The organism is Methylococcus sp. ANG (genome assembly GCF_040730495.1).
In the GTDB taxonomy this organism is placed as follows: domain Bacteria; phylum Pseudomonadota; class Gammaproteobacteria; order Methylococcales; family Methylococcaceae; genus Methylococcus.
In genome coordinates this window covers 1900226-1923502 of the sequence record NZ_CP160399.1, presented here as the reverse complement: position 1 = coordinate 1923502, position 23277 = coordinate 1900226, and the positions used below count along the sequence as shown (strand labels likewise).

The 23277-nt window shown below is 65.5% G+C and carries 21 protein-coding genes; 9 read left to right on the top strand and 12 right to left on the bottom strand.

The genetic code is table 11. The features are described from left to right. Positions 1–469 precede the first annotated feature (469 nt). The 5 genes from ABZN20_RS09215 to ABZN20_RS09195 all read left to right on the top strand — a co-directional run bounded on the left by ABZN20_RS09215 (position 470) and on the right by ABZN20_RS09195 (position 4578). Positions 470–922 (top strand): CBS domain-containing protein, encoded by a 453-nt coding sequence (locus ABZN20_RS09215; RefSeq protein ID WP_218807603.1) that lies wholly within the window; start codon positions 470–472, stop codon positions 920–922. A gap of 95 nt (positions 923–1017) precedes the next feature. Next, a complete protein-coding gene (locus tag ABZN20_RS09210; RefSeq protein WP_218807602.1) occupies positions 1018–1581 on the top strand; it encodes a methylated-DNA--[protein]-cysteine S-methyltransferase in 564 nt (187 codons plus the stop codon). A gap of 188 nt (positions 1582–1769) precedes the next feature. Beyond that, positions 1770–2663, top strand: a complete 894-nt coding sequence (locus tag ABZN20_RS09205) for an NRDE family protein (RefSeq protein WP_218807601.1) — start codon at positions 1770–1772, stop codon at positions 2661–2663. A 4-nt stretch (positions 2664–2667) separates the two neighbouring features. Next, positions 2668–4182 carry a protein adenylyltransferase SelO gene (locus tag ABZN20_RS09200; protein WP_367027432.1) on the top strand — a complete coding sequence of 505 codons (1515 nt, stop codon included), beginning with the start codon at positions 2668–2670 and terminating at the stop codon, positions 4180–4182. 81 nt (positions 4183–4263) lie between these two features. Then, complete coding sequence (locus tag ABZN20_RS09195; RefSeq protein ID WP_218807599.1) at positions 4264–4578, top strand: Rieske (2Fe-2S) protein; 315 nt, start codon at positions 4264–4266, stop codon at positions 4576–4578. Here ABZN20_RS09195 and ABZN20_RS09190 read toward each other — a convergent pair. From ABZN20_RS09190 to ABZN20_RS09145, 10 genes are all read right to left on the bottom strand, one after another. Next, positions 4567–4785 (bottom strand): GDCCVxC domain-containing (seleno)protein, encoded by a 219-nt coding sequence (locus ABZN20_RS09190; RefSeq protein WP_218807598.1) that lies wholly within the window; start codon positions 4783–4785, stop codon positions 4567–4569. The genes ABZN20_RS09195 and ABZN20_RS09190 overlap by 12 nt on opposite strands. Before the next feature lie 12 nt (positions 4786–4797). Beyond that, positions 4798–6360 carry an alginate export family protein gene (locus ABZN20_RS09185; protein ID WP_218807597.1) on the bottom strand — a complete coding sequence of 521 codons (1563 nt, stop codon included), beginning with the start codon at positions 6358–6360 and terminating at the stop codon, positions 4798–4800. Positions 6361–6722: 362 nt separating this feature from the next. After that, on the bottom strand, positions 6723–7079 hold the full coding sequence (locus ABZN20_RS09180; RefSeq protein WP_218807596.1) for a hypothetical protein: 357 nt from the start codon (positions 7077–7079) through the stop codon (positions 6723–6725). A gap of 84 nt (positions 7080–7163) precedes the next feature. Then, on the bottom strand, positions 7164–7739 hold the full coding sequence (locus ABZN20_RS09175; RefSeq protein WP_367027431.1) for an ANTAR domain-containing response regulator: 576 nt from the start codon (positions 7737–7739) through the stop codon (positions 7164–7166). Beyond that, positions 7736–9040, bottom strand: a complete 1305-nt coding sequence (locus ABZN20_RS09170; RefSeq protein ID WP_367027430.1) for a CmpA/NrtA family ABC transporter substrate-binding protein — start codon at positions 9038–9040, stop codon at positions 7736–7738. The genes ABZN20_RS09175 and ABZN20_RS09170 overlap by 4 nt, the downstream gene beginning before the upstream one ends. 39 nt (positions 9041–9079) lie before the next feature. Then, positions 9080–11728 (bottom strand): molybdopterin-dependent oxidoreductase, encoded by a 2649-nt coding sequence (locus tag ABZN20_RS09165; protein ID WP_367027429.1) that lies wholly within the window; start codon positions 11726–11728, stop codon positions 9080–9082. A 1-nt stretch (position 11729) separates the two neighbouring features. After that, positions 11730–12059, bottom strand: coding sequence for a nitrite reductase small subunit NirD (nirD, locus tag ABZN20_RS09160; RefSeq protein ID WP_367027428.1), 330 nt, complete (start codon positions 12057–12059; stop codon positions 11730–11732). Positions 12060–12069: 10 nt separating this feature from the next. Continuing rightward, positions 12070–14532 (bottom strand): nitrite reductase large subunit NirB, encoded by a 2463-nt coding sequence (nirB, locus tag ABZN20_RS09155; protein ID WP_367027427.1) that lies wholly within the window; start codon positions 14530–14532, stop codon positions 12070–12072. Beyond that, complete coding sequence (locus ABZN20_RS09150; RefSeq protein WP_367027426.1) at positions 14529–16316, bottom strand: protein kinase domain-containing protein; 1788 nt, start codon at positions 16314–16316, stop codon at positions 14529–14531. The genes nirB and ABZN20_RS09150 overlap by 4 nt, the downstream gene beginning before the upstream one ends. Before the next feature lie 25 nt (positions 16317–16341). Further along, complete coding sequence (locus ABZN20_RS09145; RefSeq protein ID WP_218807589.1) at positions 16342–17616, bottom strand: nitrate/nitrite transporter; 1275 nt, start codon at positions 17614–17616, stop codon at positions 16342–16344. 432 nt (positions 17617–18048) lie between these two features. Between ABZN20_RS09145 and ABZN20_RS09140 the strand changes: the two genes are divergently transcribed. The 4 genes from ABZN20_RS09140 (at position 18049) to ABZN20_RS09125 (ending at position 19500) form a co-directional block, all read left to right on the top strand. Further along, complete coding sequence (locus tag ABZN20_RS09140) at positions 18049–18282, top strand: AbrB/MazE/SpoVT family DNA-binding domain-containing protein (protein ID WP_367027425.1); 234 nt, start codon at positions 18049–18051, stop codon at positions 18280–18282. A 10-nt stretch (positions 18283–18292) separates the two neighbouring features. After that, positions 18293–18685, top strand: a complete 393-nt coding sequence (locus ABZN20_RS09135; protein ID WP_367027424.1) for a type II toxin-antitoxin system VapC family toxin — start codon at positions 18293–18295, stop codon at positions 18683–18685. 134 nt (positions 18686–18819) lie between these two features. Next, positions 18820–19308 (top strand): hypothetical protein, encoded by a 489-nt coding sequence (locus ABZN20_RS09130; RefSeq protein WP_367027423.1) that lies wholly within the window; start codon positions 18820–18822, stop codon positions 19306–19308. A gap of 54 nt (positions 19309–19362) precedes the next feature. Beyond that, complete coding sequence (locus tag ABZN20_RS09125) at positions 19363–19500, top strand: hypothetical protein (RefSeq protein WP_218807585.1); 138 nt, start codon at positions 19363–19365, stop codon at positions 19498–19500. Between the two features lie 37 nt (positions 19501–19537). On the opposite strand, the gene ABZN20_RS09120 is transcribed toward ABZN20_RS09125, so the two are convergent. Both ABZN20_RS09120 and ABZN20_RS09115 read right to left on the bottom strand, forming a co-directional pair. After that, entirely contained in the window at positions 19538–21619 is a 2082-nt protein-coding gene (locus tag ABZN20_RS09120) for an AarF/UbiB family protein (RefSeq protein ID WP_367027422.1), read from the bottom strand. Between the two features lie 64 nt (positions 21620–21683). After that, a complete protein-coding gene (locus tag ABZN20_RS09115) occupies positions 21684–23267 on the bottom strand; it encodes an adenylate/guanylate cyclase domain-containing protein (RefSeq protein ID WP_367027421.1) in 1584 nt (527 codons plus the stop codon). Between the last annotated feature and the right edge of the window lie 10 nt (positions 23268–23277).

Below are 23277 nucleotides of genomic sequence, written 5' to 3'. Positions count from 1 at the left end.
CTATTGAATCCATCGGTTGCAATGTTTCACCGGCTCTGCGTTCGCCGGTGTCGCCGCACGGGTTCGGCAGGCGTTGCTGTTTCGGTGCCAGGCGTCACCGAGGAAAGCGGGCTGACCGCTTCCGTCAGGTCAGACAGGGAGTCCTCGATGACTCGCGACAGGTCGTTACCGTTGTAAGCGGTGCTTTCGGGAGTGGTTGAAGGGGCATTTGCCGCATTGCGGCTGGGAGAGGTACTTCCGCCTTTCTCCCGATTGATGATGTAAGTTACTGTTCTGACTGAGTCCATATCGCATCTCTGGTTGACCATCCGGATGTCCGGCGTGCATGCGAAGATGCAGGTTACGTGCCGTACTTTCCGAATCCGACAGTTGCCCCTCCGGCTTGGAATAGCCGACAATCGAGTTTGAAAAGGGGCGGTCGCCTCGTTTTTCCGGCAGTTTCACTACAGCGATTCAGCGAGGAGCAAACATGTCCATCGGTCAGTTCTGCATTCGAGATACCGTCATCGTCAAGAAGGACGACACGATCGTGGAGGCGGCCAAGGTGATGCGCGAGCATCATGTCGGCAGCGTCGTGGTGGTGGAGGAGTCCGAGGGCGGCTGCAAACCCCTCGGCATCCTGACCGACCGGGATCTGGTGGTCGAGATTCTGGCAGAGGAAGTGGCCCCCGATGCCGTAACGGTCGGTGACATCATGAGTTTCGAACTCGTAACCGCACGCGAACAGGACGGATTGTGGGAAACGCTGCAGCGCATGCGCGCAAACGGCGTGCGGCGCATTCCCGTGGTCGATGATCGGGGTGTCTTGGTGGGCATCATCAGCGCCGACGACTATCTGGAAATCCTTTCCGCCGAACTGGGGGAACTGGCCAAGTTGCTCGGGCGGGAAAAGGGGCGAGAGGAGCGGACCCGCGGCGGTTGATGGTGGGCCGGGCTCGACATCTGAAATATCTGCTGGCATTTGCGGTGTTGCCGGACCGGTGCTGAAGGGGAGCCGGCTGAAGGAAACGAAATAGTATGCGCAACCTCAGGTCCAGAGACGCGGAGCCCATGGCCCATTACCTGTTCGATACCGATTTCGGTGTCTGCGGGATCGCTTGGCGACAGGCCGAGGGAAAAGACGATGCGCCTGTCGTCACCCTGTTCCAGCTTCCGGAGGCAACGGCGGCGGAGACCGGGTCCGCTATTGCTCAGCGGACAGGGGTGGCGCCGGCGACGTTGCCGCCGCCGGCGATCGCGGAGGTGATCGAGAGGGTCCGGCGGCATTTCCGGGGCGATCTCCAGGATTTCAGTGCGGTTCGGGTCGAACCGGATGGCGCGGGCCCGTTCGCCAGGGCCGTCTACTCGGCCGCACGGGATATCCCCGCCGGGCAGGTCCGCACCTACGGCGAACTGGCCCGTGCCTTGGACCGGCCCACCGCGGCCCGCGCCGTGGGCCAGGCGCTCGGACGCAACCCCATCCCCCTCATCATTCCCTGCCACCGGATTCTGGGGGCGAGCGGGAGGCTCGGCGGATTTTCCGCACATGGCGGCATTGCGACCAAGGCCAGGATGCTGCGGATCGAAGGCCTCGTCTTGTGACCATTGGGAACCCGGCCGGGCGAGCCGGGCCCCTGTGAGCGCCGAGTGCGCGGGTCCGGCCAATTGTCCGGTTTGAGACAAGTTCCCGCCGTGATTCCCGCACGAAATCAATAAATCAGCGGCCAATCTCTTTGGCGCGCAAGTTGCTTCGCACATGGAAATCCTATACTTCCAGAAGCGAATAGACGATGAGCGTGGCCGCAATCGCCTGGGGTGCCCACCCCGACTTTCCCCTGGCGCTGATCGCCAATCGCGACGAGCGCCACGACCGCCCCACCTCGGCGGCCGGCTGGTGGACGCGCGCGCCGGAGTGTCTGGCCGGCGAAGACCAAATGCACGGCGGCACTTGGCTGGCGGTCACGCGCGACGGCCGCTTCTCGCTGGTGACCGCGTACCGGGATGGTTCATCGCCGGCACCCGGCGCGCCTTCACGCGGTCGCCTTCCACTGGACTACCTCGAATCCGGGGAAGATCCCACGGCGCATGCCCGCCGCTTCATCCGCTCCAAGGGCGATCACGCGCCTTACAACCTGCTGCTGGGTTCGCCCCGCCAAGTATTTTACGCCGGTACCCGCTCGCGCCTGCCGATCGCTCTTACGCCGGGTATCCATACGCTGTCCAACGGACTGCTCGATGAGCCCTGGCCCAAATGCGCCTGGCTGGACCGCTTGTTCGGCGGCTATGTCCTTAGCCATGGCGGCTACAAGATGCTGCTCTCGGGGCATTCGCCGCTGGAGCAAGTGGCAATCCAGGGTGCGGGGGATGTCCCGAGGCCGGCTGGCTCCTCTTTGACCGCCGGCGACATCGCAGCCGCCGGTTTCGCGTTGCTGGCCAGCCGCACGACCTATAGTCGGGGTTTGCCGGATACCGGAATCGGGCCTGAAGAGGAGGAACGGCTCTCCGCCTGTTTCGTGACCGGCAGCGACCATGGCACGCGCTCCAGCACGGTGCTGGTCATGGGGCGCGACGGCCACGTCCGCTTCGAGGAGCGCAGCTTCGATGCCAGCGGCAACGAATCAGGCCGGGTGCTGAAGGAATGGGACATGGACCCTGCGGTTTTTTCCGGCAGCGCGGAGGATTGAGCGCATGTCCGCCATGATGCCAAGAGCATTCCCCCAGCCGCTCAGCTTGGCCGATCCGCCGCTTTCTCCCGTGTATGCGCGGCTCGGAGCGCCTTTTCACCAGCCCGTGACCGCCACGCCCCTGCCGGAACCGAGGATGGTGCACTTCAACGCCGCGTTGGCCGGTGAGCTGGGTTTCGATCCGGATGTGGGGCCGCAACTCCTCGAAATCCTGGCCGGCAACCGGCCCTGGCCGGGGTATGCGTCTTCGGCGTCCGTCTACGCCGGCCATCAGTTCGGCGCCTGGGTGCCGCAGTTGGGCGACGGCCGCGCCTTGCTGATCGCGGAAGTGCGCACACCGGCAAAGGAGCGGGTGGAGCTGCAGCTCAAGGGTGCGGGGCCGACGCCGTATTCGCGCGGGCTGGACGGCCGCGCCGTGCTGCGTTCCTCGATCCGCGAATATCTGGGTTCGGAAGCCATGCACGCGCTCGGGGTGCCGACCACCCGTTGCCTCAGTCTGGTCGGCTCTGTGCAGCCGGTGGTCCGGGAAACCGCTGAGACCGCCGCCGTGGTATGCCGGACCGCCGCCAGCTTCGTGCGCTTCGGCCAGTTCGAATATTTTGCCGCCCGCGGCCAACTGGGGCCGATGGCGCGGCTGGCGGATCATGTGATCGCCGAGCACTTCCCGCACTTGCAGGGCCGGCCGGACCGCTACGCTGCCTGGCTGGGCGAAGTGGTCGAGCGTACCGCCCGGCTGATCGCGCAATGGCAGTTGCTGGGCTTCTGCCACGGGGTGATGAACACTGATAATTTTTCCGTGCTCGGCCTGACCCTGGACTACGGGCCGTTCGGCTTCATGGACCGGTTCCGCCAGTACCACGTCTGCAACCACTCCGATTACGAAGGACGCTATGCCTACAGTGCCCAGCCCGAGATCGGCCGCTGGAACTGCGAGCGCCTGCTGCGGGCGGTGTCGCCGCTCTTGGCCGACGGTCCAAACCAGGCGGCGGAGATCGGCCAGGACTTGGCTGCCCGCTACGCACACGTCTATCACCGGTCGGTGATGCGCGGCTGGGCCGATAAGCTGGGGCTCAGGGACTTCCGCGAAACCGATGCCAAACTGATAGACGAATTTCTGGGGCTGCTGCAAAGAAGCCGGGGCGATTTCACCCGCGGCTTCCGGTTGCTCTCCCGGATCCGTGCCGGCAGCGACGCGCCCGCCAAGGGGGTACGGGAGGAGTTCGCCGACATCAAGGCCTTCGATGCGTGGGTCGCCGACTACAGGGGCCGGCTGCGCAGCGAGCGGAATGTCGACGACGAAGCGCGGGCCGGGCGGATGAACCGGGTGAATCCGAAATACGTGCTGCGCAACCATTTGGCGCAGATCGCCATCGACAAAGCCATGCTGGGAGACTATTCGGAGGTCGCCAAGCTGGCCGAGTTACTGCGCCGGCCGTACGACGAGCAGCCCGACATGGAAGCCTACGCCGCCGAGCCGCCGGACTACATGCGCAACATCGAGGTGAGCTGCTCCTCGTGAGAATCGAGTCCGCGCAGGCAGGTGCCGCTGCCGCCGGGTCATCGTGAATTTCTGACCATCCCGTGGAAAGAGGAAACGCTCGTGGCTTTCGAAGACGTCTGCAAACAAAGCCTGCTCGGCGAAGGCGAGCTGGTGCCCTTGACCGTGGGCAAGAAGGAAATCGTCATCCTGTGGCCCGACGGCGGGGAACCGAAGGCTTACGATGCCCGCTGCCCCCACGAGGGGGTGTCGCTGGGGCGCGGGGACTTCAACGGCCGGATTCTTTACTGCATCGCCCACGGCTGGGTTTTCGACGGCCGTAACGGCCAGTGCTTGCAACCCGCCGGCTGGTGCATGAAGGAATATCCGATGCGGATCGAGAACGGCAGGGTGCAGGTGGACGTGTCAGGCGCCTGAGCCGCAACCGCACGCCCCCTCCTGTTCCTGCATCGGCGGGCATTTGACCGAACCGTAGGAACAGAATACGCAGCAATCCCCCGGTTTCGGGCGGAGCAGGGTTCCGCAGCCGGTGCATTCGTAGAAGTACAGGCAGGCATCGGTCGGCATGGTTTCCCGTCTGGCAAAGCCACAGACGGGGCAGGTCAGGAGGGATTCCAGAGTCATGGGTGCTGACGCTCAGAACGATACGATGGCCTCCAGAAAACCGTAATTGCCCTGTTTGCCGTCGTACTGGTTGTTGATGATGCTCTGGCCGAAAGCATGGCCGTAAAACAGGTTGAAGGCCAGATGGTCGATCGGCTTCAGGTTGATCATCACGTGGGTGAGATAGGCCAGGTTGCTGGCACCGCCCGTCGGTGTGCCCGCATAGCCGAACACGGTGTCGTTGGTCGCGCCCGAGCCTGAATAGACGAAGTCCTGGGCGGCGTTGACCCGCAATGCGTGGAAATCCAGCCTCAGGCTGAGCTTGGGGTCGGGCGTCAGGATGCCCTGCACGAAGACGTCCTGGTTGTTCATCATGTTGTAGAACGGGAACTGGGCATACAGCCAGGCCGTGGGCAGCACCTGGAAGAAGGTGCCGTGGGTATCGTCGTCCGGGTTATCGTCGCCCGAGCCGCTGTTGATGCCCGCCCGCAGCCAGGGGGCGGCCCAGACCTCCCTGAACTGGTAGCCGGCCTCGACGCCGAAGGCCCACGCCGCCTGACTCTGGTTCTGCCAGTTGCCGACCTGGCCGAAAGCGTAGACCGTCCCGTCCGCCACGCCGGGGCCGATCTCCTCGACATGCGCCAGGTGGCCACCGATGGTGTGGATCGCCGAGCCTTGGCCCACCGCTTTTTCGCGCGCCGCGAGGGGACGGTTGTCGACGAACAGGATGTCCCGGTCGTCCGAGTAGTAGTACCAGGACAGGCGCCCGATGGTATTGCCGACGTTTTCCGAATCCCGGAGGCTGAGGCTCGCCCCCGCCACGTTGATCTTGCCGATGGTCGGCATGCCGTTGGACTCGAAGCCGCCGAAGGTGGGCATGAAACCGAAGCCGACCGCCTCCAGGTCGTCCGTCAGGTAGCCGACGCTGCCGCCGTCGAAGCTGCGGCCGGCGTGGGTGTACTCGAACGGGCCGATCAGGCGCTGGGCGATGCGGTAGTCCTGGATCCAGCGCAGGTTCTTGTGGCGGGCGAGACCCTGCTGGCCGTCGGAAAACAGTTGGCGGCCGCCGTTGAGATACAGGCCGTTGACGCCGAACAGATCCTTCAGCCGCAGCCAGCCCTGCCGCAGGAAGGCGCCGTTCTGGGTGCTCAACGGCGTGCTGGCGTAATACGCGGCGCCTATACCGACGCCATTGGTCGGCAGGCCGCCGATGTAGGTGTCCTGGAACTGGGCGAAGGCCTCGAAGGGTTCTCCGGTCACCCTAAGGCCCAACTGGAACTTATTGCCCACGAAGCTGTAGTTGTAGTCCTTGGGCACCGGCTTTCCCTTGACCAGGGGATTGCCGAACCAGTCGGCGAATTCGCCACGGGCGCGGTCGAACACTTCCAGTTTGATCCGGGTGTCCGCCGGCCCGGCCCATTCTGTGGGCAAGGCGCTTGGGGGCTTGGTCTGTTTGTCCGCCTCCGCTCCCCAAGCGGCATCGGACAAAGCCAGCACAGCCGAAAAAAGGGCCGTGCCGGCGGTCTTCGACCGGCGGGTGATGGCGCCGGAAGATACGGGCGCTGCCTTGGTCTGGTTCGAATTCGTCTGAGCCATTTTCGTGTCCCCCGGAATGGTTGTTTTACGTTCGCGCATAAAAAAAAGCGTCCGCGATTTCCGGAACATTCCGAAAACCGCGAGACGCCTTTGTCTCAAAGGTCCGCGCCGCCGTTGGCGCGGGATACCGCTTTATCCAGTCATTACCAAAGCACTATCGGTGCCAATGGAGTCGAATAGATGCAAGTATCTGTTTCTTATGGGCTGAGAGTGGCGGGGCGGAATCGCAGTGCGGGGCCGGAGCACGATATCGGGGCGTCGCGCCGCCATTTGTGGCGGTCACCGTCCGCCGGTCAGGGAACGGTCAATCGCTGGTGCCGGTTCGGCGCGAGTGGAAGCGGAAGCGCAGAGAGACATCTGCGCTAGGGGTTTGGCAGATGGGTGAGGAACCATTCCAGCAGCCGGATCAATCCCACCACGGCGCCGACGGAACCGACCACCCAGAGGGTCTGGCGATGGATGGCTTGTGTCAATCGTACCTCCACCTCGCGGATTTCCAGGCGGGTCTTTTCGATCTCCAGCCGGAGCGTCGCCTCGACCTCCTTGATCTCCTTCTGCAGCCGCAATTCGGTCTCGCGCACCTGTCCCTGGGTCGCCACGTCCTTCAACTGGGGATAGCGGTCCTCCAGATGCTCGAAGGCTTCCGCGATCAGTTTGGCGCGCGTCTTGTCCTCGCCCGCTTCGGTCAGTTGTTCGTAAAGTCTTAGCGCTACGCTCATGGTCGTGCCAGGGAGTTCGGAAGCCGCAGTTTACCATGGGGCGGTTCCGGAGCCGGTCGCCGGGCACGCGAGCGGTCGTACGCGTCAGAGAAAATCTTCCAGCGCCAGCAAAGTGCGGGCGACGTCGGCGATGCGCTGGTTCCTGGCCATCGCGGTCTTGCGCAGCGACTGGTAGGCCTCGTCTTCGCTGAGGCCGCGATGCTTCATGAGCAGGCCCTTGGCCTTCTCCACCAGCTTGCGGTCGGCGAGCTGGGCGCGGGTGTCTTCGAGTTCGCGCCGGAGCACCTGGAATTCGCTGAAGCGGGCCATGGCGACCTCGACGATGGGAAGTATCCGTTCCCGGCTCAGTCCGTCGACGACGTAGGCGCTGACGCCCGCTTGTACCGCCTGGCGGATGTATTCGCTGTCGCGGTTGTTGGAAAACAGCACGATCGGCTTGGGATTGTCCCGGCTGACCTCGCGCATCTGTTCCAGGGTGTCGCGGCCGGGGGCCTCCATGTCGATGATCACCATGTCCGGCTTGTGTTCGCCGACCGCGAGCGCAAGGTTCTGCTCGTTTCTCAAGCGCGCCACGACCCGGTAGCCGGCTTCGGCCAGCGCCTGCTGCAGGACGGCGCTGCGGTCGTCGTCCTCGTCCACCAGCATGATGCGAAGGCTCACGGCGAGTTCCCCGCGCGTGCGAGATCGTCGAGCTTCACCCGCATGCGGTGGAGTTCGAAGCCGGCGAGATAGGCGATGGGATCGGCCGGGTCGAAGGCGGTCCCGTCGAAAAACAGGTCCGGCCCCATGACCAAGGGCGAGGCGCGAGTGTCCAGCGTCCATGGCACGGCATGGACGCCCTCGCACTTGTAGTCTGCGGACGGGCAGGGCATCCGGAGGGCAGCCGCGGCGTCCCGGTAGAGGTCGGGACGGTACACCTGTTCCGCGACCGCATGCAGGTCGACGGGTTCGGCGATCTGCCCCCAGCGCAGCATCTGGGTCAGGAACCACAGGGCGTGGGAGCGCCAGGGGAAGGTGGCGGCATAGCGGTGGAATACGTTGAAGTCGGGTAGGGATACGGCCGCTTCGTCCGCCGCGTATTGAAACGAGCCCGTCATGGACATCTGGAGGATGTCCGCCGGAACGCCGACATAGTCGGGACTCGCGAGGAGGGCGGCGGCTTCCATGCGGTTCATGGGCAGGTCGAGCCATTGCGCGGCATCCAGCAAGGCCATCAGGAGAGCGCGCAGGGTATTGGGATGCCGTTCGGCCCAGTCCTGGTTGACACCCAGCACCTTCTCGGGGCTGTTGTTCCAGATTTCATAATCGGTGATCAGCACTCGGCCGATGCCGTGCGCGACCGCGTAGGCATTCCAGGGTTCTCCCGCGCAGTAGCCGGAAATCTCGCCCGCCGCCAGGCAACGGGGCATCTGCGGTGGTGGAATGACCGTCATGCCGACGTGGCGGTCCGGGTCCACGCCGGCGGCCGCCAGCCAGTAGCGCAGCAGGTAGTTGTGCGAGGAGAAGGGGAATACCGTGGCGAACCGCACAGCTTCGCCGCCGGAGTCCAGTTCCAGCAACCGCCGAAGGCTGCGGGCCGAGACCGGCCGCTGTGACGGTTCTTCGCCAGCCACGCCCGTAAGCCGCCGGTACAGGGCGTTGGATACCGTCACGGCATTGCCGTTCAGATCGAGCGACATCGGCGCGATGGTGGCCTTGCGTACGCCGCCCAGGCCGAGGGTGGTGGCGATCGGCATCGGCGCGAGCATATGGGCGCCGTCCAGCATGCCGGCCGCGACCTTATCCCGGATGGCGGCCCAGGACGGCTGGCGCGACAGCACGACGTCCAAACCGTGCCGGCGGAAGTGGCCCTTTTCCAGGGCGATGACGAGCGGAGCGCAGTCCGTGAGCGGAATGAAACCCAGTGTCAGCCGGGGTTTCTCGATGAGGTTGCCGACGGCTGTTTCTTGAGAGTCGTCCATACGATTCGATCGAAGCGGTGTCTGCGGATATCCTGCCCGTCAGCGCCGCGTTTCCGCAAGGAGGGAGCTGATTTCCGGCAGGCAGGAGCCGCAGTTGGTGCCGGCTTTCAGGCGGGTCCCGACTTGTTCCGTCGTGGCCAGGTCCTCCGCCGCGATGGCACGGCGAAGGGCCTTTTCGCCGACGGAGAAACAGGCGCAGACGATCCTGCCCTGATCGTCCTCGGCGGAAAGCGGCCGTCCCGCCAACAGGCTGGCACGCGCCGCATCGGACAGAATATCTTGACCAAACAGGCCGGCCAGCCAGTCGCGGGGCGGCAGTTCATGGCAGGGGCTCACGAACAAGGCGAACTCGATCCGGTCCCCTGCGATCCACGCGCAACGGTAGCGGCCGGCGCGCGGGTCCGCGAACTCCAGCCAGTCTCTCTCCATATCGGTAGCTGTGCCGGCTTGGTTCTGCGCCCACTCGCGCCAGTCCTCCGGGACCGCCTCGCCGGCCAGCTCGTGGCGCCAGCAGTTCCGGCAGGGAATCACGACCCGGTAGGCGGCGTCGGGAAATTCGAGCCGGCGCCGCGCGATGGCGAATCCGTGCCATGCCGGCCTGTAGGGCGTGATCCGCGCCGGCGTGTGCTTGAACTCGGGCTCGCCGGACACCGGGTCGACCGCCGGATTGACCAGGGCGTTCGCCAAGCCCTGCCGGCTGTTGCCCTCGCTCCAGTGCATGGGGACGAACACCGTGCCCGGCCGCTGGCCGGCGCTGAACCGGACCCGGGCCAAGGCGGTGCCGTAGCGGCTGTCGAGCCGGGCCAGGGCACCATCGGCGAGTTCCAGGCGTTCGCCGTCGCCGGGATGAAGCTCGGCGTAGGGTTCGGGCATGTGCCCGGTGAGGCGCGGGGTCTTGCCGGTCCGGGTCATGGTGTGCCATTGGTCGCGAATGCGGCCGGTGTTGAGGATCAGCGGATATTCGGCGTCGGGCGCGTTGACCGGGAGGCGGGGCCGGACGGCGACGAATTTCAGCTTGCCGCTCCCGCCGTCGAAGGCGAGCCGTGGCGTGCCTTGCGGATGCCCGGCGTTGACCGGCCACTGGGTCGGCGCCAAATCGTCGTAAGCGGTTTGAAGCCCGGACAGGTCGAAGCGGCGTTTTTCGGCGCCGGCGATTCCGGAGAGCTCAACGTGTTCGGCGAAAATTTCTGCCGGATCCCGGTAGCCGAACGCGGCGCCGAACCCCATGCGGCGGGCTACTTCGGCGATGATCCACCAGTCCGGCCGGGCCTCGCCGGGCGCACCGAGAAAGGCGCGCTGGCGCGAGATGCGCCGTTCCGAATTGGTCACGGTGCCGTCCTTCTCACCCCAGGCCAAGGCGGGAAGCTGGACATGGGCGAAGCGGGCCAGATCGGTGTCGCGCTCGCAGTCGGAGACCACGACGAAGGGGCAGGCGCTCAAGGCGCGGCGTACGGCGTTGGCGTCGGGCAGGCTCACCGCGGGGTTGGTGGCCATGATCCAGACCGCACGTATCTTGCCTTCGCCGATGGCCCGGAACAGGTCGACGGCCAGGTAGCCGGGCCGGTCGGCGATGCGGGGGGAGCGCCAGAATTCCTGTACTTGCCGGCGGTGGCCGGGGTCGTCGAGGTCGAGATGGGCGGCGAGCTGATTGGCCAGCCCGCCGACCTCGCGGCCGCCCATGGCGTTGGGCTGGCCAGTCAGCGAGAACGGGCCGGCTCCGGGCTTGCCGATGCGACCGGTGGCGAGATGCGCGTTGACGATGGCGTTGACCTTGTCGGTGCCGCTGGTCGATTGGTTGACGCCCTGCGACCACAGGGTCACCGTCCGTTCGGTCGCGGCGAACAGCCGGTAGAACTGTGCCACCTCGCTTTCCGCAAGCCCGCAGCCGGCGGCCACGGCCGGAAGGGTGGGTGCGGTCTCCTGCGCCATGCCCAATGCTGCGGCGTAGCCTTCGGTATGCCGTTCGATGAATTCGAAGTCGAGGCGGTCGTTGTGCCGCAGATAGTGCAGCAGCCCGTTGAACAGCAGCACGTCGCTGCCCGGCCGGATGGGCAGGTGCAGGTCGGCGGACTCGGCGGTCGCCGTCCGGCGCGGGTCGATGCAGACGATGCGGCGTTTCGGGTCGGCGCGCCGCGCCGCCAGGATGCGCTGGAACAGAACGGGATGGCACCAGGCCGTGTTCGAGCCGACCAGCACCACGAGATCGGCCAGTTCCAGGTCCTCGTAGCAGCCCGGCACCAGGTCCTCGCCGAAGGCGCGCTTGTGGCCCGCGACGGTGGAGGACATGCACAGCCGGGAGTTGGTGTCGATGTTGGCCGAGCCGATGAAGCCCTTCATCAGCTTGTTGGCCACGTAATAGTCCTCGGTCAGCAACTGGCCGGAAACGTAGAAGGCGACGGAGTCGGGGCCGTGCCGCTCGATGGTTTCGCGGAACCGGCCGGCGACCGTGTCCAGGGCTTCGTCCCAGCCCGCCCGGATTCCGCCGATTTCGGGATGCAGCAATCGGGTGTCGAGCGACAGGGTTTCACCGAGAGCCGAACCCTTGGAACACAAGCGGCCGAAGTTGGCCGGATGGTCCGGATCGCCCTCTATCGCCACGCCCGCATCCGTGGGCGTGGCCAGCACGCCGCAACCCACGCCGCAGTAGGGACAGGTGGTACGGACGGTCCGCCGCGACTGATGGTCCATGTCAGTTTCCCGCAAGGCTGTCTGGGAGGGAGATCGCCACCATGCCATCCTCGAGGCGGGTTTCGAAACGGCGGGCGCAGCCTTCGTCCGGGGCGACCGCCTGGCCGGAATCGAGCTCGATCACCCAGTTGTGCAATGGGCAGGCGACGCGCGCGCCGTGCACGATGCCCTCGGACAGCGGGCCGCCCTTGTGCGGACAGCGGTCGAGCAGGGCAAAAACCCGGTCGTCGACGGTGCGGAAGACGGCGACCCTGCCCTGCGGCGTCGCGACGACGCGGGCGCCCTGGCGCGGAATGTCTTCCAGGCGGGCGATGGGGGTCCAGTGGCTCATGGCGTTTTCCTCAGGCGATGCAGGCATGCGCTTTCCGCTCCGCGGGCGTCAGCGGTTCGAACTCGTGTTTTTCCGCCCCCTGCGCGCGTTCGGCCCAGGGATCGGTCTGCGCCTTGCGCTGCGATTCCAGGAAGCGCGTGCACAGCGCCTTGCGGCCTTCGGCATCGTCGACGATGCGGCTCTGCACGTACGGCAGTCCGACCCGTTCGATCCAGTGCGCGGTGCGTTCCAGGTAGCGGGCTTCTTCGCGGTAGAGCTGCAGGTAGGCCGCGGCGTATTCCATGACTTCCTCATCCGTCTGCACCTTGCAAAGAAAGTCGGTGGCGCGCACCTTCACGCCGCCGTTGCCGCCGACGTGCAGTTCCCAGCCGGAATCCACGGCCACCACCCCGAAATCCTTGATCGTGGCTTCGGCGCAATTGCGCGGGCAGCCGGACACCGCCATCTTGACCTTGGCCGGGGTCCACGAGCCCCAGGTCATCTTCTCCAGCTCGATGCCCAGGGTAGTCGAATCCTGCGTGCCGAAGCGGCACCATTCCTTGCCTACGCAGGTCTTCACCGTCCGCAGCGACTTGCCGTAGGCATGGCCGGACATCAAGCCGTGCTTGCCCAGCTCCGCCCACATGGCCGGCAGTTGCGATTTGGGCACGCCCAGGAGGTCGATGCGCTGGCCGCCGGTAATCTTGACGCAGGGGACCTGGAACTTCTCCGCCACGTCGGCGATGGCCCGCAGTTCGCGCGGATTGGTCACGCCGCCCCAGATGCGGGGAACCACGGAATAGGTACCGTCCTTCTGGATGTTGGCATGAACCCGCTCGTTGATGAAGCGGGATTGCGGGTCGTCCCGGTACTCGTCGGGCCACTGGCACAGCAGGTAGTAATTGAGCGCTGGGCGGCAGGCATGGCAGCCGTCCGGTGTTCGCCAGCCCAGCGAACCCATGAGTTCCGGAATGGTTTGCAGGCCCTGGGTGCGGACGGCTTCCCGCACCTCCTCGTGGGTGAGGTCCGTGCACCGACACAGAGGCTTTTTGGCGGGACTGACCGAGTAATCGCTGCCCAGGGTGCTCTGCAGTATCTGTTCGACCAGACCGGTGCAGGAACCGCAGGAGGCCGAGGCCTTGGTGTGGGCGCGCACTTCGTCCAGCGTGAACAGCTTCTTCTGAACGATGGCATCGACGATGGTTTTCTTGCAGACGCCGTTGCAGCCGCAGACCTCGGCGTCTTCCGGCAGCCGGGCGGCATGGCTTTCGGCACCGTGGCCGGAATCGCCCATGTGGGCCTGGCCGAACAGGATGTTCTCGCGGAAGGCGGAGATGTCGGTGCCGTCCCGCATCATCTGGAAATACCAGGCGCCGTCCACGGTGTCGCCGTATAGCACGGCGCCCGCGACCTTGTTGTCGCGGACCACCAGTTTCTTGTAGACGCCGCGCGAGGGGTCCTGGAACAGCAGTTCCTCGCAGCCGGCGCCGCCCTGGTATTCCCCGGCGGAGAAGAGGTCGATGCCGGTGACCTTGAGCTTGGTCGAGGTGACCGATCCCTCGTAGCGGGCGATGCCGAATTCCGCCAGATGGTTGGCGCAGACCTTGGCCTGCTCGAACAGCGGTGCGACCAGGCCGAACAGCTCGCCGCGGTGCTGCACGCATTCGCCGACCGCATAGACCTGGGGGTCGAAGGTCTGCATCGTGTCGCTGACCAGGATGCCGCGCTCGCAATGGATGCCGGATGCCTTGGCCAGCTCGACGTTGGGGCGGATGCCCACCGCCATGACCACCAGATCGGCGGGGATTTCCGAGCCGTCCTTGAAGCGGACCGCGCGGACCCGGCCTTCGCCCAGCAGGGCCTCGGTCTGGGCTTCCAGCTTGAAGTCCAGGCCGCTGTCTTCCAGGGCCCGTTGCAGCAGGGCCGCAGCCGGTTTGTCGAGCTGCCGCTCCATCAGGGTGTCGAGCAGGTGCACCACGGTGACGTTCATGCCGCGCTTCTTGAGGCCGTTGGCGGCTTCGAGCCCCAGCAGGCCGCCGCCGATGACGACGGCATGACGGTGCTTTTCCGAGGCTTCCAGCATCAGCTCGACGTCGCGGATGTCGCGGAAGCCGACCACGCCTTCCAGGTCCCTGCCCGGCACCGGCAGGATGAAGGGCGCCGAGCCGGTCGCCAGCAGCAGGCGGTCGTAGCCGGCTTCAGTCCCGTCTTCGGAGCGGACCCTGCGGCGGACGCGGTCGATGGCGACGACTTTTTTGCCCTTGTGCAGGGTGATGCCGTGTTCGGCATACCACGCCTCGTCGTTGAGGATGATGTCGTCCAGCTTCTTCTCGCCGGCAAGCACCGGCGAGAGCAGGATGCGGTTGTAGTTGGGATGGGGTTCGGCACCGAACACGGTGATGTCGTACTTGCCGGGCGCCAGCTTCAGCAGCTCTTCCAGCGTGCGGACGCCGGCCATGCCATTGCCGATGAGGACGAGTTTGGGCTTGCTCATCGCGAGTCTCCGTTATCGTGAATCAAGGGATTGTGGGGGGACGCCGTTCCGGCAGGCGGGCAGGACGGCAGTGACAGGCCCAGACCGGCCATGGCCAGCAGGACCAGCAGCAGCGCCGCGACGGCTTTCCAGAACAGCAGGGGATTGCGTTCGTACAGCGGCAGGGCGCGATGGGGTGAGCGCCTGCCGCCGCCTTTTTCCAGGCCGGCTTCCAGTTCGTAGGCCAGTTCCACGGCGTCCGCCGGCCGCTGTTCCGCATCGGCCGCGACGGCGCGGGCCAGCACGGCGTCCAGCCAGGCCGGGAGGTCCGGGCGGTGGGCGGTCAGCGGCTTCGGGTTGCCGAAGCGCGGGGTGCTGAACGGCTCGATCTCGCCATAGGGGTAGGCGCCGCCGGCGAACATGCGGTACAGAGTGACGCCGAGGGCGAACACGTCGGTGGCGAGGCTGCCGCGCTCGCCCTGGAACATTTCCGGCGCCATGTAGCTCGGGGTGCCGGGGATGGGATCGGCCCGATCCTCGTCCCAGGCCGGCAACCGGGCGATGCCGAGGTCCAGCAGCTTGAGGCCGCCTTCCGGCTCCAGCAGGACGTTGTCCGGCTTGATGTCGCGGTGGACGATCTGCTGGCGGTGCAGCGCATGCACCGCCTTGCACAGCTTCAGGGCGAGATCGATACCGGCTTCCAGGCCGACGCGCGGCCGGTGCGCCAGCTCGTGCTCCAGGGTGGTACCGGGATAAAACGGCATCACCGAATAAAGCCGGCTCTGGCGGCCGGGGACCTGCTCCAGGATCTCGCCGACCCAGGGGCTTTTCACCCGGGCGCCGATCCAGGCCTCGCGCACGAAGGCGTCGTAGTATTCCCGTTCGCTGGCGACGCGAGGATGCGGAAACTTCACCACCACCGGCTTGTCCTGGCCCAGAGTGTCGGCAGCGAGAAACAGCGCGCTGTAGCGCCCCGAGGACAGCAGGCGTTCCAGCCTGAAACCGTCCACCTCGTCGCCCACCTCCGGCAGATCCAGCAGCGGCAGGGACTCGATGGCGAGGCGCAGCAACTGCTTCTCCGCGGGCGGAAGGGCGATGACGTCCACCACCAGGGCGGTGATATTGTCCTGGCTGCCTCGTTCGTAAGCCAGGAGGGCCAGGTTCTCGGCCGTGGTTTCGGGGGTGGCCCGTTCCTGCAGGATCTCCCTGATCCGTTCCTGTTCGAGGCTGCCGTGCAGGCCGTCGCTGCAGAGCAGAAAACGGTCGTGCGGTTCCAGCGGGTACACGCTGTAATCGATCCGGAGGCCGGGGTCCAGCCCGACCGCGCGGTACAGCACGTGGTCCAGCCCCGGCCCGCTCAGGGTGTGGTCCGAAGTCAGCAGCTCGGTTTCCTCGCCGCGCAGGCGGTAGACGCGGGAGTCGCCCACGTGGACCAGATAGGCGCGGCGGCCGCGGAAGATCAATCCGCTGAAGGTGGTGCCCATGTGCGCCAGCTCGGGATCGCGCCGGCCCATGGCGTGCACCCAGCGGTTGACCGAGCCCAGGCAACGGTCCAGCAGCTGTTCCATGCCCAAGGTTTCGGACAGGCCGTAGTAGGCTTCCATGAAGCTGCGCACCGACACTTCCGCCGCGACCCGGCCGCCACGGGCGCCGCCGATGCCGTCGGCCACCGCTGCCACGAAGCCGCGCGCAGCGGCATCCCGTGGCGGCGGCTCGGCGACGCTGGCAAAGTCCTGGTTGTCTTCGCGCCGTCCCTGCAGGGAGACGAAGGCGGCGCGGAGGACGGGTTGGCCGGGAACGGTCATGGCGCTGTCGGGAGCCGGATCGCGGTCAGACCTGTGCCCCGGAAACCGCGCCCCAGGTCGTGCGCCAGCGTTTCCTCACCATCACCAGCCCGCCCAGGCCGAGCAGCGGGAGTACGGCGAACACGCTGAACCCGAGCGCGAAGCCGTGCTGTATTTCCCACGACAGCCCCAAGGTCTTCGCCAGGAAGAAGCCGCCCACGCCACCGGCGCAACCGACCAGGCCGGTGACCACCCCGATTTCTTTGCGGAAGCGCAGCGGTACCAGTTGGAACACCGAACCGTTGCCCATACCCAGCGCCAGAGTGCCGGCGAAGAAGATGGCGACCGCACCCCAGCCTTCCGCCGGCAGTTCCCACAGGCCCCAGCCGGCCACCTTGGCGTTGCCCGGCGCTTGCGGCGCGGGGCCTTCCGGCATGAACGAGATCGCCAGATAGGACAGGGACACCACCACGAACAGGACCTGGAGGGCGCGGATGCCGCCGATGCGGTCGGCCAGGTAGCCGCCGACTGGGCGGAACATCGAGCCGGCGAACACCACGATGGCGACCATCATGCCGGCAGCGATGCCGGAGACGTGATACCAGTTGGTGAAGTACAGCGGCAGGGCATTGCCGAGACCGACGAAGCCGCCGAAGGTGATGGAATAGAAGAACATGAACCACCAGGCGTCGGGGTCCTTCATTACCGCGGCATAGTTCGCCAGGCTGACCGGCGTGCGCTTGTCCGGGGCATCCTTCACCAGCACCGCGTAGACGATCAGGACGATCAGCAAGGGAATGAGCAGGAAGCCGAACACCGCCTGCCAGCCGAACTTCTCGGCCAGCCAGGGCACGATCATGGAATCGAGCACCACGCCCATGTTGCCGGCGCCGGCGATGCCCATCACCACGCCCTGGAATTTGGGCGGATACCAGCGGCTGGCCTGCGGCAGGGCCACGGCGAAGCTGGCGCCGGCCACGCCCAGCAGCAGCCCCAGGATTTCGACCTCCGGCTTGGAGTGCAGGCCGAACACGAACACATAGGCGAGGCCCAGGATCACCAGCAACTGGGCCAGGACGCCGGTCAGCTTGGGGCCGATATGGTCGGCCATGGAACCCAGGATGATGCGGAACACCGCGCCGGAGAGGATGGGTATGGCGACGATGGTGAACTTCTCCTCGAGCGGCAGCGCCAAGTCCTTGGTGATGTAAAGGGAAAGCGGTCCGAGCATCACCCAGACCATGAAGGACACGTCGAAATAGAGAAAGGCGGAAAGCAGGGTCGGCCAATGTCCGGCCTGCTTGAATTCTTTGAAGTTCATGACTGTTGCTCCGGGTTTTGGGCCTTGCGGTGCCGCGTCGGGGTTGGTCTTGAAGCAAAAAAAAGCGTCTTAGGCTTCGCGGAAGGTATTCCGCAAAAGCCCAAGACGCCTTTGTCCTGGTGCCGCGCCGCCATTGGCGCAGGTTTCAGAAGGATTCAAGCATTACATATGCCAAGTGTGTCGAGCATGCATAGGCTATTGATTTCAAATTGGCGGTGAGTCAAGGGGCGCGCGGAGCAGAAGCGCTTCCGACAGGATGAGGTGCAATTGTGGAACACGACGCATCGAAATGAGGCAGAAGATCCGGTTCGCTGGCATGAAGTGGTAGTCCGTTGTCCATTCATGCCGGGCTATCCGGCCCGGCCCCTTGTTGCGCCGCTTCCCGCGAGGTAATACCATGGTTTTCAATAGTATTACCTTGAGGCAGGGCACATGAGTAGCACACTGACCAGCAAAGGACAGGTCACCATTCCCAAAGCCGTTCGTGCCCTGCTCGGCTTGCGGGCGGGAAGCGTGGTGGATTTCAAGGTCACGGAGGATGGACAAGTGCTGCTCTTGCCTGCCGAAACCAAGCGGCCCGCAAGCCGGTTTGCCTCCGTCCGCGGAGCCGCCACGGTCAAGATGAGCACGGATGAGATCATGGCTCTGACGCGGGGCGAGAGCTGACGTGGTCTTGGTGGATACGAACGTCATTCTCGATGTCATCGAAGACGACCCCATCTGGGCCGACTGGTCGCAAGAGCAATTGGATCGAGCCGCCCTGAACGATGTCCTGATCATCAACCCCGTCGTTTATGCCGAGTTGTCGATCGCGTTCCATCGCATCGAGGAACTGGAAGCCGTGCTGGCCGAAGCCGGTTTGATCGTCGAGTCGATCCCGCGGGAAGCCCTGTTCTTGGCGGGAAAGGCCTTTCTCCAATATCGCCGGCAAAAAGGCACCAAGCAGGGCGTCCTGCCGGATTTCTTTATCGGGGCACACGCGGCTATTCTCGGAATCCCTTTGTTGACGCGTGACGCCGGCAGGTATGCGCATTATTTCCCCCGCCTGACTTTGGTGACGCCGGGTTGACCGGCTCATGCAATCCGCTGCGATTCCGCCGAATGGTTTCAGGAGGACGGTCGCTGCCCCAAACAAGCCGCTTGTATCCCGGGAGGCGGTCATCTGAAGTACGATCGGCATTTCCGGCTCGTAAGGGGGTTCAAATGAAAAGAATTGCGGGTTTGTTGGCGCTCGGCCTGGTCCCGGCTGCTTCACACGCAGCGGCCAGCCACTGTACCGCGGAGGAGAAAACGGTGTTCTCCTGCAATGTGGGCGAGAAGATCGTGTCGGTCTGCGCGTCGAAGGATCTGTCGCCGACGGCGGGTTCCATCCAGTACCGGTTCGGCTCGGAAGGCCATCCGGAAATCAGGTTGCCCGATCCGGCCGCCCATCCGGCGACCGCCGCCAAAGGGGGAACCCTGATGTATTCCGGCGGCGGCGGCGCCTTTCTGCGCTTCAGCAAGGGCGAGTACAACTACGTGGTCTATACCGGCAGCGGCAAGGGCTGGAAAAAGGACGGCGTCGTCGTCGACAAGGGCGGCAAGCTCATCGCGAATTTCCGCTGTAAGGGCGCCCCGGTTTCCGAACTCGGGCCGGAATTCTTTCAAGGGTCCGGTATGCCGGAGGATGAGCGGGCGTTTGACATTCCCTGAGGACTCGCCGATTGGGCGGCGCCTTGGGTTTGCCCATCGGGCGGGGGAGAAGGCATGAACGGTCGATCTCGGAGGTCTTTCTTTCAGCGGCTGGAGCGCCGGCTGGTCGGGCTGGTCATGGCCGTCATGGCCTATGGCCTCGAGAAATCCATTCTGCGTTCGATCCGCCGGGGCGGCACTTCCAGGTTTTGAGCATGCGGCGGGCCAGCCCTGGTCTACGCCTTGGCCTTCAGCGCTGGCGCATCGCATCGGCGATCAAACCGAGGGTCAGCACCGCCCCTCCGACGCCAAAGCCCGCGGGGATCCATTCCGTGACCGCCGCCGAGCCGGCCGTGAGTCCGGCGGCGAGCAGGCTGGCGGCGGCCGTCAGCCCCAAGGCCACACGGTGTCCGGTTCGGTGCACGACGTCTTCGAGCGTGTTGGCGCGGAATTTCACCTCGAGCTTGGGTCCCGGCCGGGCGCCGACCAAGCGTTCCAGCGCGTCGATCACCCGTGTGGCCCGCACCTGCAGCTTCTGGGATTGGTAGAGCAGAGCCTTCGGATCGAGCCGGGACCTCATGCCCTTGAACATCGACCGCATCAAGAAATGGCCGGCGATGTCGAAAGGATCGAGCGTGGGGTCGAGCCGCGCCGTGGCCATCTGGACCTGGGCCAGCGCCTTGCCGATCAGCGTCAGTGAAGCCGGCACGGGGACCTCGTAACGCAGCGCGATCTCGCACATTTCCTGGAGAATCACGCCGATCTGCATGTCCGCCAGCGCCGCAGTCCGGTATTTCGCCATCAGCTCGCCGATTTCGGCCTGGAAGCGGGCGATGTCCAGGTCGCTTCGGTCGGTGGCGCCGGCCAGCATCAGCGTGACTTCGCTGAGGAACACGGCATCGCCCTGCCAGAACGCCATCAGCAGCAGCATGAGGTTTTCGCGGACCTCGGGGCCGACGTCGCCGACCATCCCGAAATCGAGGAAATAGATCCGCTCGTTCCACCATTTCAGGTTGCCGGGGTGCGGGTCGGCGTGGAAGAAGCCGTCGACGAGAATCTGCTTGTAATAGCTTTCCAGCAGTTGCCGGGCGGCCTTCGACCGCTCGGGGCCTTCCGGCGCTTCCACCACCGGCACGCCCTGGACTTCTTCCATCACCAGGATGCGCGAGGTCGACAAGTCGTTATGGATCGCGGGGACGCTGAGGCGGTCGTAGCCCATGAGGACCTCCCGCATCCGCGCGATGTTCTCGGCCTCCTGCCGGAAGTCGAGTTCGCGGTGCAGCGATGAGGAGAGGTGCTTGAAGACCGCTTCCATGTCGATGACTTTCTTCAGGGCCGGACGCTCTCCGACCTTTTCGGCGAACACCTCCAGCAGGGCGAGGTCCTGTTCGATCTCCTCGCGGGCGTTGGGCCGCTGTGCCTTGACCACGATCCGGCTTCCCCCCACCAGCGTGGCGCGGTGAACCTGGGCGATGGTGCCGGCGGCCAGCGGGTTCGGCTCGATCGACTCGAACACGTCCTCCCAGGGCACGCCGAGTTCCCGTTCGAACACCCCGACGACTTCCCGCTCGGTCAGCGGCGGCACATGGTCCTGCAGCTTCTCCAGTTCCTCGATGTACTCGGGGGGCAGCAGGTCGGGCCGAGTCGACAGGATCTGGCCGAGCTTGGAAAAGGTGGGGCCGAGTTCCTCGAGCGCCGAGCGCAGCCGTTTGGCCTGCCGCCGCCGGCCGGTCGATCCTTCCTCGTCTGGACGTCCGAACAACTCCTTCAATCCGTGCCTTGCCATCACCGCCGCGATCTGGCCGCCACGCGCCATCAGCCGAGGCTCGGTGGGCGCCGGCTCGCTGCCTCGGACGAAAATCTGCGAGGGCTTGGAGGGCTGGTCCCCGGTCGGCATGGTATTCACGATCACCACGGTGCAGCGGGCGTTGTGGCTGATGCGGTTCGGGACGTTGCCCAGCAGGAATTCCTTCCGCCCCGCCATGCCCAGGTTGCCGACGACCAGCACGTCGATGTTCTCCTGCTCGGCCGCGCGAACGATTGCCGCGGCGGGATCCGGGTCGATGAGGACCAGTCCGCGGCCGCGCGCACCGGCGAGCTGGCGGGCGTAGGCGGCGAGCTCCTCGCCCGCCAGCGCGGCCTGGGTGCGTTCGGCGGCGCCGTATTCCGTGGACGCCGGATTCCTGGGTGAGATCACCTGCGCCACGAAGAGTTCGGCGTCGTATCGTTCGGCGAACGATGCGGCCCACCGGACCGCCTGATCAGCCGTTTCGGACCTGTCGGTCCCGACCATGACGCGCTGGGTTTCGATGTGTTCCGCTGGGCTTTTCATGTGCTCTTCTCGGCTGCGCTGGGGAAATTGTCATCGGTGCTATTGCAAGGGCGCGGGGTGCCGCTCAACTTGAAAGGAGGAGATACGCCTTCATCGGGCCTTTGCCTCGGATGTCGATGGTGCCGCGCTCTTCGAACTCGAAACGGCCGCGGAGCAGTCCGTAGGTGCTGGCGGCGACCTGGGTGCGGCCGGGCAGGCCGTGCGATTCCATGCGGCTCGCCGTGTTGACCGTATCGCCCCAGAGGTCATAGATGAACTTCTTCTGGCCGATGGTGCCGGCGATGACGGGGCCGGTGCAGATGCCGATCCGCATTTTCAGCCCGGTCGCGCACTGGGCGCCGATCCGGTCGATGGTCCGGTGCATGTCCTGCGCCATGCGGGCGGCGGCCGCCGCGTGGTCCTGGTGCGGGAACGGCAGGCCGGCCGCGGCCATGTAGGCATCGCCGATGGTCTTGATCTTCTCCAGCCCGTGCCGGTCCGCCAGTTCGTCGAAGGCCGAAAAAATCCGGTCGAGCAGGCGGACCAACTGGGTGGGCGGCATCGCCGTGGACAAGGCGGTGAAACCCGCCAGGTCCGCGAACATGACCGTGACCTCGTCGAAGGTGTTCACGATATGGCCTTCGCCCTTTTTCAGGCGGTCGGCGATGGGCTGAGGGAGGATGTTCAGCAGCAGGCGGTCGGAACGCGCCCGTTCCCCGTCGATCTGCTTCAGGTAGACCTGTTCGATGTCGCGCAGCCGCTTTTTCTCCAGCACGGCGCCGATGCGCGCACGCAGGACGATCGGGTTGAAGGGCTTGGCGAGGTAGTCTTCCGCGCCGAGCTCGATGCAATGGGCGATGCCCTCCACCTGGTCCAGCGCCGAGATCATGATGACCGGCACGTGGCTCAGGGTTTCGTCCGATTTGATGCGGACCAGGACTTCGTCGCCGTTGAGTCCGGGCATCAGCATGTCCAGCAGCACCAGGTCCGGCAGGGTGTCGCGGACCAGGGCCAGCGCTTCCAGGCCGTCCCCGCAGGTCGTGATGCGGTAGCCCAGCTTCTCCAGCCTTCTGCGCAGCAGGTCGCGGTTGGGCTCGTCGTCGTCCGCCAGCAGGAGGTGACCGGTGCAAGGGCCGCGGGAGGGGGCTTCGGTGGGAGGGATGCTGACCCAGTGCTCTCTCAGGACTGGGGGAGTTGCGGCCGGAGGCGGTGGGTTCGAGGGGGGTTCGGCAGGCGGATTCGTGTGCTTGCCGAAATGTTCCTCCATCATCTCCAGCCAGGTGTGGGCGGCGGAAACGATCCTGGCGAGGTCCGGCTTCAGGTCCGGCCGACCGAGCTCGTCGCACTGTTCGGCCAGCAGTTCGCCATAGCCGATGATGTGATTCACCGGGGTGCGCAGCTCGTGGCTGAGGGCGTGGAGATCGGGTTCCGCGTTGGGCGTGCAGTCCTCGCCCAGATGCCGGTTGATCAGCGCCAGCAGGATGTAGCCGCTGCTGTGGATCTTTTCCAGATCGGTGACGAAAGCGGCGGGCAGGCTGTCGGCGGTTTCCTCCCGGAGGATTTCGGCATAGCCGATGATATGGTTGATGGGTGTCCGCAGGCCATGGCGGATTTTGGCCAGGCCCAGTTTCCCCCGGCTGTCGGGAGGCGGTGCCGTCGTGCCGGTCATGGCGCTGGCG